The sequence below is a fragment of the Microbacterium sp. 4NA327F11 genome, assembly GCF_005503465.1.
Taxonomy (GTDB): Bacteria; Actinomycetota; Actinomycetes; order Actinomycetales; family Microbacteriaceae; genus Microbacterium; species Microbacterium ginsengisoli.
Genome location: NZ_SCOB01000041.1, coordinates 1 through 9,620, shown reverse-complemented (window position 1 = coordinate 9,620; position 9,620 = coordinate 1). Strand labels below are relative to the sequence as shown.

The 9,620-nt window shown below is 67.7% G+C and carries 11 protein-coding genes; 8 read left to right on the top strand and 3 right to left on the bottom strand.

From position 1 onward, the window contains the following. Positions 1-296 (bottom strand): thiamine pyrophosphate-binding protein (locus tag FFS51_RS14280; protein ID WP_502704734.1); only part of this gene is annotated, 296 nt, incomplete at its 3' end. Positions 297-530: 234 nt separating this feature from the next. On the opposite strand from FFS51_RS14280, the gene FFS51_RS14275 reads away from it, so the two are divergent. From FFS51_RS14275 to FFS51_RS14265, 3 genes are all read left to right on the top strand, one after another. Next, on the top strand, positions 531-1,457 hold the full coding sequence (locus tag FFS51_RS14275) for a heme o synthase (protein WP_137878752.1): 927 nt from the start codon (positions 531-533) through the stop codon (positions 1,455-1,457). Positions 1,458-1,557: 100 nt separating this feature from the next. Beyond that, the gene (locus FFS51_RS14270; protein ID WP_045245968.1) at positions 1,558-3,297 is read left to right on the top strand and encodes an MFS transporter; all 1,740 of its coding nucleotides are present in this window, start codon (positions 1,558-1,560) and stop codon (positions 3,295-3,297) included. Further along, positions 3,294-3,743 carry a MarR family winged helix-turn-helix transcriptional regulator gene (locus FFS51_RS14265; protein WP_137878751.1) on the top strand — a complete coding sequence of 150 codons (450 nt, stop codon included), beginning with the start codon at positions 3,294-3,296 and terminating at the stop codon, positions 3,741-3,743. The genes FFS51_RS14270 and FFS51_RS14265 overlap by 4 nt, the downstream gene beginning before the upstream one ends. A 1-nt stretch (position 3,744) precedes the next feature. On the opposite strand, the gene FFS51_RS14260 is transcribed toward FFS51_RS14265, so the two are convergent. Both FFS51_RS14260 and FFS51_RS14255 read right to left on the bottom strand, forming a co-directional pair. Further along, the gene (locus tag FFS51_RS14260; RefSeq protein ID WP_137878750.1) at positions 3,745-4,155 is read right to left on the bottom strand and encodes a dinucleotide-utilizing enzyme; all 411 of its coding nucleotides are present in this window, start codon (positions 4,153-4,155) and stop codon (positions 3,745-3,747) included. A 96-nt stretch (positions 4,156-4,251) separates the two neighbouring features. Continuing rightward, entirely contained in the window at positions 4,252-5,187 is a 936-nt protein-coding gene (locus FFS51_RS14255; RefSeq protein ID WP_056209165.1) for a COX15/CtaA family protein, read from the bottom strand. 246 nt (positions 5,188-5,433) lie between these two features. Here FFS51_RS14255 and sufB point away from each other — a divergent pair, with 246 nt between their 5' ends. The 5 genes from sufB to FFS51_RS14230 are packed head-to-tail and all read left to right on the top strand — an operon-like array spanning position 5,434 to position 9,476. Next, positions 5,434-6,852: a Fe-S cluster assembly protein SufB gene (sufB, locus tag FFS51_RS14250; RefSeq protein ID WP_056209163.1), complete on the top strand. Its 1,419-nt coding sequence runs from the start codon at positions 5,434-5,436 to the stop codon at positions 6,850-6,852. Next, entirely contained in the window at positions 6,852-8,024 is a 1,173-nt protein-coding gene (gene sufD / locus FFS51_RS14245; protein WP_137878749.1) for a Fe-S cluster assembly protein SufD, read from the top strand. Before sufB ends, sufD begins: the two co-directional genes overlap by 1 nt. Beyond that, entirely contained in the window at positions 8,021-8,350 is a 330-nt protein-coding gene (locus FFS51_RS14240; protein ID WP_056518550.1) for a non-heme iron oxygenase ferredoxin subunit, read from the top strand. Before sufD ends, FFS51_RS14240 begins: the two co-directional genes overlap by 4 nt. A gap of 16 nt (positions 8,351-8,366) precedes the next feature. Continuing rightward, entirely contained in the window at positions 8,367-9,137 is a 771-nt protein-coding gene (sufC, locus tag FFS51_RS14235) for a Fe-S cluster assembly ATPase SufC (protein WP_045245979.1), read from the top strand. A gap of 9 nt (positions 9,138-9,146) precedes the next feature. Then, the gene (locus FFS51_RS14230; RefSeq protein WP_045245981.1) at positions 9,147-9,476 is read left to right on the top strand and encodes a metal-sulfur cluster assembly factor; all 330 of its coding nucleotides are present in this window, start codon (positions 9,147-9,149) and stop codon (positions 9,474-9,476) included. Positions 9,477-9,620: the final 144 nt, after the last annotated feature.

The following is a 9,620-nucleotide window of genomic DNA, read 5'->3' as shown; positions in this document are numbered from 1 at the left end:
CACGTCCGCAACGCTTCCAGGTCCGACAACTCCAACCCGAACCCGCCCAGGAACAACTGCACATACTGCGTCAAAGACGAATGCCCCACCGACAGGATGAACCGGTCACGACCAATCCACGACGTGTCCGACGGGTCATGACGCAACACCCGCTGATACAGCAGATACGCCACCGGCGCCAAGCTCATCGCCGTCCCCGGATGACCGTTCCCGACCCTCTCCACCGCATCCGCCGCCAACACCCGCGCCGCATCCACCGCACGAGAATCGAGTTCGTCCCACTGCAAATCCGACACCGGACCGCCTTTCCGCATGTGTGAGGGTGCGTCGCTCGGTGCTGATCTCGGGTCATCCGCGGAGCGGAACAGGGGAGATCGCGCCTGGGCGGACGCATGTGATTTCAGCATAGTCACGCGCACATGCCGGGGCTCGACTGTGACGGGCCGCGCCGGGGAGGCAACGGCGTCCGGGCGGACGGACAGGAGCCATGACGTAGAATCGACGAGGAATTTCCGGTGATAGCGGGGACGATGGACATCAGCACGACCACGGGGCGCGACGCGCGTCTCGACAGCCCGTCGCTGAGTCGCACCATCCGGGCATATGTCGCGCTCACCAAGCCGCGCGTGCTCGAGCTGCTGCTGGTCACCACGGTCCCCGTCATGATCCTCGCGCAGGGCGGCATCCCCGATCTCTGGCTCGTGCTCGCGACGGTCATCGGCGGATCGCTGAGCGCCGGGTCGGCGGCGGCCTTCAACATGTACCTCGACCGCGACATCGACGCGCACATGCAGCGCACCGAGAACCGGCCGCTGGTGACCGGAGAGGTCTCCGAGCGCGGCGCCCTCATCTTCGCCTGGACGCTGGCCGCGGTCTCGACGCTCTGGCTCGCGCTCACGACGAACCTGCTCGCGGCGGGGCTCTCCGCGGGAGCGATCTTCTTCTACGTGGTGATCTACACGATCCTGCTCAAGCGCCGCACCGAGCAGAACATCGTGTGGGGCGGCATCGCCGGCTGCTTCCCTGTGCTGATCGGCTGGTCGTCCGTGACCGGCTCGCTCTCGTGGGCGCCGTTGATCCTGTTCGTGCTCGTCTTCCTCTGGACGCCGCCGCACTACTGGCCGCTGTCCATGAAGTACAAGGACCAGTACGACGACGTGGATGTGCCGATGCTCGGTGTCACCCGTTCGGGTTCCCAGGTGGGGCTTCAGGTGATCCTCTACGCGTGGGCGACGGTGGCGACATCCCTGTTGCTCATCCCCGTGGCGAGCATGGGACTCGTCTACACGACATCGGCGCTCGTGTTCGGCGGCTGGTTCATCTACGAGTCCCACCGCCTCTACGGCCGCGCGGTGCGCGGCACCGAGCCGCGCCCGATGCGCGTCTTCCACGCGTCGATCACCTACCTGACGCTGCTGTTCGTCGCGATCGCGATCGACCCGCTGCTGCCGTTCTGACCGGCGGTCGTCCCTCTCTGCGGAGAGCGGGCTCTTTCGCAGGCGTATATTTAGTTCATATCAAGTAACTAAATTGCGCATCGCCCGAGCGAGGAGCCCCGTGACCGACCCCCGGAACCGTCCCGTCAAGACCAGCCTGTTCGACAGAGAGCACCCGCACTACAAGTGGCTCGCGCTGAGCAACACCACGCTCGGCATGCTGATGGCCACGATCAACGCCTCGATCGTCATCATCTCGCTGCCGGCGATCTTCGAGGGGATCGGTCTCAACCCGCTCGAGGCCGGCAACGTCAGCTACCTGCTCTGGATGCTGATGGGCTACATGCTCGTCAGCGCCGTGCTCGTGGTGACCTTCGGTCGCCTCGGCGACATGTACGGCCGCGTGCGCATCTACAACCTCGGCTTCGTCGTGTTCTCCGTGGCATCCATCGCCCTCTCGCTCGACCCGTTCTCGGGCGGCCCGGGAGCCACCTGGCTGATCCTCTGGCGGCTCGTGCAGGGCGTCGGCGGGGCGATGCTCTTCGCCAACTCCACCGCGATCCTCACCGACGCCTTCCCGGCGCACCGTCGAGGCATGGCGCTCGGTGTGAATCAGGTCGCGGCGATCGCCGGCAGCTTCATCGGTCTCATCATCGGCGGACTCCTGGCCGTCATCGACTGGCGGGCGGTGTTCCTCGTGAGCGTGCCGATCGGCATCATCGGCACGATCTGGTCGTACGTGTCGCTCAAGGAGGTCGGCGCGCGCAACCCCGGCAAGCTCGACTGGCCCGGGAACATCACCTTCGCCCTCGGTCTCTCGGCGCTCCTCACCGCGATCACCTACGGCATCCAGCCCTACGGCGACAGCACGACAGGATGGACGAACCCCTGGGTGCTCGGTGGCATCGTCGGCGGCATCCTGCTGCTGGTGGCGTTCGTGTTCATCGAACTGCGCTCGTCGGCTCCGATGTTCGACATGCGCCTGTTCCGCATCCGTGCCTTCGCCATGGCGAACCTCGCGGGCCTCCTCGCCGCGATCGGACGCGGCGGCCTGCAGTTCATGCTGATCATCTGGCTGCAGGGCATCTGGCTGCCCCTGCACGGCTACGCCTACGCGGACACCCCGCTGTGGGCGGGCATCTACATGCTCCCGATCACGATCGGCTTCCTCATCGCGGGACCGATCTCGGGCACGCTCTCCGACCGCTTCGGTGCGCGCCTGTTCGCGACCGTGGGCCTCCTGATCGTCTCGGTCACCTTCGTGCTGCTCCTGCTCATCCCGGTGAACTTCGAGTACTGGCAGTTCGCGATCATCACCGGACTGTCCGGCCTCGGATCCGGGATGTTCGGCGCACCCAACCGCAGCGCGATCATGAACAGCGTGCCGGCGAGCGAGCGTGGAGCCGCATCCGGCATGGCCGGTACCGTGCTCAACGCCGGAACGTCGCTGTCGATCGGGCTCTTCTTCTCGCTGCTGATCGCAGGCCTCGCGACGAGCCTCCCCGATGCGATGAAGTCGGGTCTGACGGCGCACGGCGTGCCGGCTGACGCGGCCGCGCAGATCGCGCAGCTGCCGCCCGTCGGCAGCGTCTTCGCGGCGTTCCTCGGCTACAACCCGATCCAGACGCTGCTCGGGCCGACCGGTGTGCTCGACCATCTGCCGGCATCGGATGTCGCGGCGCTCACCGGCAACCAGTTCTTCCCGCAGCTCATCTCGGAGCCCTTCCATGATGGACTGGTCATCGTGTTCCTCGCCGCCGCCATCATGTCGTTGATCGGAGCGATCGCCTCCCTCGTGCGCGGTCGCCACTATGTACACGCCGCCACTGCGCCCGTGCCGGTCGTGAGCAGCGCGTCGTGACCGGCGGCGGCGTTCATCCCGGCGACGCCGAGCGTCTGTCCGTGGTCGTGGGGCGGATCAACCGGCGCATCCGAGCGAACGCCGACGGGCTGTCCTACGGGCTGACGTCGACGCTGTCGAGCATCGTGAGGCTGGGGGAGACGCGCGCATCCGACCTCGCGCGCATCGAGGTGGTGACCGCGCCGAGCATGACGAGGATCCTCGCCGACTTGGAGCAGCGCGGACTGATCGCCCGTCATGATGATCCTGACGATCGCCGCGCGACGATCGTGATCCCGACCGATCTCGGCGTCGCGACCTTGTTGCGCGCACGCGCAGAGAGGGCCTCCCGTGTGGGGGAGGCCCTCTCCAAGCTCGGCGAGCGCGACCGTGAACGACTGGTCGATGCTCTCGACGCCCTCGAGCGCCTCGCGGTCCGTGTCGACGAGGCGGCTGCGGGGCTCTAGCTCACTTGCTGTCGGTCGTCTCCGGCGCGGCGGGCGCGACGGGCAGCTCGTCGGCGACGGGCTCGGTGGGCTCGGTCAGGGCCGGCTCGGCGCTGATCGGGTCGGTCACGCCTTCCGGCCAGACCGGCGCGGCAACGGGGACGATGGGGGCGGCGAACACGCGGGCGGCTGCGGCGAGCGCAAGCACCGCGACGAGGCCCACGAGCCCGGCGACGATGAACGCCGCGCCGAGGAGGACCCACGACTGGCCCGCGTACACCTCGATCCCGGTCGCGGTCTGGTTGCCGAGCGTCGTGGTCATGACGGTGATCTTGTCGATCACGAGCCAGACGCCGAAGCCGATGCTGAGGATGGAACCGAGCGTCAGCACCCAGTAGGCGATGCTGCGGGTGAGGCGCGGGCGGGGGGTCATCGGTGGGATCTCCTTCCGGTCGGCCGGGGTGGCCGAACCGCCTTCCCAGCCTTGTCGCCTGGCGCGGAGACCGCAAACTCTGCGGCTATGGATTCCCTAAGAAGCGGCGACCACCGTGCGCTTCAGGTTGAGCACGACGGCCGTCATCGCCGCCACGAGGGTCACCGCGAGCACCATGTGCACGTTCACGAGCGCGATGGGGAGCCCGGTGTTCGCCTGGATGAGACCGACCGCGATCTGCACGAGCTCGACGGCCAGCAGCAGCGACGTCCACAAGCGCAGGCGAAGAGCGGGCTCGGTGCGGAAGGAGCTCGCGACCAGCGCCACGGTCAACGCGAATGTGACGTAGGCCGGTATCGCGTGGATGTGCTGCAGCACCTCGGAGTCGAGGCCGTTGCGGATCGCATGCTCATCGCCGGCATGCGGGCCCGATCCGGTGACGAGGATGCCGACGATCACCGTCAACAGCACGAAACCGCTCGTCACGTGTGCGACCGCCGCGTACCAGGTCGGCACCGCGCGCACGCGGGGTCCCGGCACGGCGTAGACGCGCACGACGAGCGCCGCCGACAGGGCGACGAGCGGCACCGACGCGAAGAAGTGGAGGCCCACGACGTAGGGGTTCAACTGGGAGAGCACGGTGATGCCGCCGAGCACCGCCTGCAGCGGGATGTACATGCCGACGAGCAGCGACAGCCAGAAGAGGTCGCGGCGCTGCTTCCGGTAGCGCAGGGTCAGCACGAACGTCACGATCGCGATGATCGCCAGCACGAAGGTGAGGCTGCGGTTGCCGAACTCGATCAGGCCGTGGATCCCCATCTCGGGGGTCGCCACGAGCGAGTCCGCCGTGCACTTGGGCCAGGTGGGGCATCCGAGACCCGAACCGGTCAGCCGTACGAGGCCGCCCGTGCCCACGATCGCGATCTGCACGACCAGCGTCGCCCAGGCGGCGACGATCATGCTGCGGCCGGGTCGCTCGGGCAGATAGGACAGCAGTGAGCGACGGCGCGCGACGGCGGGGTCTGCGGACATGGGCGGATGCCTCCACGGAGGCCGTCAGCGGCGCGACGGCGCGGTTCGCGCCACCCTCGGGGTGGGCGGAACCTGTAGGATCGGATGTGGGATGCGACGCATGCGCGTTCCGCATCACAGACAGTGTAGGCGCGCAGATTGTGCCTGCTGACCGGGCCCGGAAGCGGCATCCTCCCGTCACTCCGAACGGGGCGAAGGAATGCCGGAGCGCATGACAGCGCTGAGCCCCAGGAGGAGAGTGACGACATGTCGGATGTGCTGATCGACCGCCCCGAACTCGAGGGCATCGGTGTCTACGAGTTCGGCTGGCACGACGCGGATGCCGCGGGTGCGAGCGCGAAACGAGGTCTCAGCGAGGCCGTCGTGCGCGACATCTCCGCCCTGAAGGCCGAGCCGGAGTGGATGCTGAAGACGCGTCTGAAGGGCCTGTCGCTCTTCGACCGCAAGCCCATGCCGACGTGGGGCGCCGATCTCAGTGCGATCGACTTCGACAACATCAAGTACTTCGTGCGCTCGACCGAGAAGCAGGCGCAGTCGTGGGAGGACCTCCCCGAGGACATCCGCAACACGTACGAGCGCCTCGGCATCCCGGAGGCGGAGCGCTCGCGGCTCGTCGCCGGCGTCGCCGCGCAGTACGAGTCGGAGGTCGTCTACCACCAGATCCAGGAGGATCTGGAGCGTCAGGGCGTCATCTTCATGGACACCGACACCGCGCTGAAGGAGCACCCGGAGTTCTTCGAGGAGTACTTCGGCACCGTGATCCCCGCGGGCGACAACAAGTTCGCGGCGCTGAACACCGCGGTGTGGTCGGGTGGCTCGTTCGTGTACGTGCCGAAGGGCGTGCACGTGGAGATCCCCCTGCAGGCCTACTTCCGCATCAACACCGAGAACATGGGTCAGTTCGAGCGCACCCTGATCATCGCCGACGAAGACTCGTACGTGCACTACATCGAGGGCTGCACGGCGCCGATCTACCAGAGCGACTCGCTGCACTCGGCCGTGGTCGAGATCATCGTCAAGAAGAACGCCCGGGTGCGCTACACGACGATCCAGAACTGGTCGACGAACGTGTACAACCTCGTCACCAAGCGTGCGATCGCCCACGAGGGCGCGACGATGGAATGGGTCGACGGCAACATCGGCTCCAAGGTGACGATGAAGTATCCGTCTATCTACCTCATGGGCGAGCACGCCAAGGGTGAGACCCTCTCAGTCGCCTTCGCCGGTCCCGGTCAGCACCAGGACGCCGGCGCGAAGATGATCCACATGGCGCCGTACACGCAGTCCTCGATCGTCTCGAAGTCGATCGCCCGGGGCGGCGGTCGCGCGGGGTATCGCGGCGAGGTGCGAGTCGACCCGAACGCGCACCACAGCGCCAACACCGTGCGCTGCGACGCGCTGCTGGTCGACACCATCTCCCGCTCCGACACGTATCCGGCGATCGACATCCGGGTCGACGACGTGCAGCTCGGGCACGAGGCCACGGTGTCGAAGGTCAGCGAGGAGCAGCTCTTCTACCTCATGAGCCGCGGCCTTCCCGAGGACGAGGCGATGGCGATGATCGTGCGCGGCTTCATCGAGCCGATCGCACGGGAGCTGCCGATGGAGTACGCACTCGAACTCAACAAGCTCATCGAGATGGGCATGGAAGGATCCGTCGGCTGATGACGACAGCGACCGAGGCCCCCTCGCACGACGAGAAGGGCCACATCGACCCTGCCGCCGCCGTGGTGACCGCCGCGACCGTGCCGGTGCAGACACGTTCGGAGCGATTCCGTTCGTTCGATCCCGAGGCTTTCGAGCGTCCGACCGGCCGCGAGGTGAACTGGAAGCACACTCCCGTCGCGCGTCTGGCCCGTCTGTTCGACGCGGCAGACCCGCAGACCGACGGGGTCACGGTGACCGTGACGCCGACCACGGATGCCGCGGCATCCGCTCGGGGCGCCGTGTTCCGGCCCGAGGACCTGCCGTCCGCGATCGCGTGGGCGCAGAGCCCCGAGGCCGTCTCGGTCGTCGTCGACGGGGAGCACGAGGTGCCCATCCGCGTCGACGTCGCCGGCACCGGCGGGCGGGCGACCGCGCACGTCGTGATCGAGGCGCGTCCGCACTCGCGTGCGACCGTGCTCCTCGACCACACGGGCACGGCGGAGTTCGCCGAGAACGTCGAGATCGTCGTGCGCGACGGTGCGGACCTCACCGTCGTCGCCCTCCATCGGTGGGCGGATGACGCGGTGCACGCGGCATCCCATCAGGCCCGGGTCGACCGCGACGCGCACCTGCGTCACATCGTCGTCAGCTTTGGCGGTGGCCTCGTGCGGGTGAACCCGAGCGTCGAGCTCGCCGGTGCCGGCGCGGTAGGAGAGCTCTACGGTCTCGCGTTCGCCGACGCCGGCCAGCACCTCGAGAGCCAGGTCTACCTGCACCACAAGGGCGGGCACACCTCGGGGGACGTGCTCTACAAGGCCGCCCTGCAAGGGGACACGGCGCGCACCGTGTGGGTGGGCGACGTTCTCATCGGACCGGATGCCGTCGGCACCGACTCGTACGAGGCGAACCGCAACCTGGTGCTCACCTCCGGCGCGCGCGCCGACTCCATCCCGAACCTCGAGATCGAGACGGGCGATATCGTCGGCGCCGGTCACGCGAGCGCGACGGGCCGCTTCGACGAGGAGCAGCTGTTCTACCTGCAGGCGCGCGGCATCCCCGAGGCCGAGGCTCGACGCCTGGTCGTGATCGGCTTCCTGGCCGAGATCGTGCAGAAGATCGGCGTGCCCGACCTGGAGGAGCAGCTGACCGCCGCCATCGAGGCGGAGCTCGCGGGGGAGGACGCCCGATGACCGCGACTCGCGTCGCCGCCCTCAGCGCGCTTGAGCCCGACAGCGCGATCCGCGTCGAGATCGGCGGCGTCGCGATCGCCGTCGTGCTCGACTCGAACGGCGTCGTGCACGCGATCGGCGACACGTGTACGCACGGCGACATCTCGCTCGCCGACGGCTTCGTCGAGGGCGAGACCCTCGAGTGCTGGGCGCACGGCTCCGCGTTCTCGCTGTGCACCGGCAAGCCCCTCAACCTCCCCGCCTACGAGCCGGTGCCCGTCTACGAGGTCGTCATCGACGGTGACGACGTGCTCATCGACCCGGCCGTCACCAAAGACCTGAGCTGAAGAAGGAACATCCCCCATGTCTGTCCTGGAGATCCGCGACCTGCACGTGACGGTCGAGACCGACGAAGGCACCACGCCGATCCTGAACGGTGTGAGCCTCACGATCCGCAGCGGTGAGACGCACGCCATCATGGGCCCCAACGGCTCCGGCAAGTCCACGCTCGCGTACACGATCGCCGGCCACCCGAAGTACACGGTCACCGGCGGCTCGATCACGCTCGACGGCGCCGACGTGTTGGCGATGAGCGTCGACGAGCGCGCCCGCGCGGGGCTGTTCCTGGCGATGCAGTACCCGGTGGAGATCCCCGGTGTCACCGTCACGAACTTCCTGCGCACCGCGAAGACCGCCGTCGACGGCGAGGCGCCCTCGATCCGCACCTGGACCAAAGACGTCAAGGCTGCGATGTCGAACCTGCGCATGGACGCGAAGTTCGCACAGCGCAACGTCAACGAGGGCTTCTCGGGCGGCGAGAAGAAGCGCCACGAGATCCTGCAGCTCGAGCTGCTCAAGCCGGCGATCGCGGTGCTCGACGAGACCGACTCCGGACTCGACGTCGACGCGCTCAAGATCGTGTCGGAGGGCGTGAACCGTGCGAAGGAGGCCACCGGCCTCGGCGTGCTCCTGATCACGCACTACACGCGCATCCTGCGCTACATCCAGCCGGACTTCGTGCACGTGCTCGTCAAGGGCCGCGTCGCGGAGGAGGGCGGTCCCGAGCTCGCCGAGCGTCTCGAGAACGAGGGCTACGACCGCTTCCTCGAGCCCGCCGCAGGCGCGGAGGCCTAGGCTGTGTCCATGACCGCGACGCTGACCCCCGAGAAGTACGACGAGGTCACCGAGGCGCTCAAGGACGTCATGGACCCCGAACTCGGGATCAACGTCGTCGACCTCGGCCTCATCTACGATCTGGCCTGGGACGACGAGAACGACGCGCTCGTGATCCACATGACCCTTACCTCGGCGGGCTGCCCGCTCACCGACGTGCTCGAGGAGCAGACCTCGCAGGCCCTCGACGGGGTCGTCGAGCGCTTCCGCATCAACTGGGTGTGGATGCCGCCGTGGGGCCCGGAACGCATCACCGACGACGGCCGCGACATGATGCGGGCGCTCGGTTTCGCGATCTGACGGCGCGATGCGGCATCCATAGCGGTGCTGGCTAGGTGTACTTCCCCGGGAGGTTGTGAACGGGTGAGGTAGGCGAAGACCTCCGGGCAGGATGTGGGTTACCACACTCGCATCCTGACCACGGAGGTCTTCGTGTCTCACGCT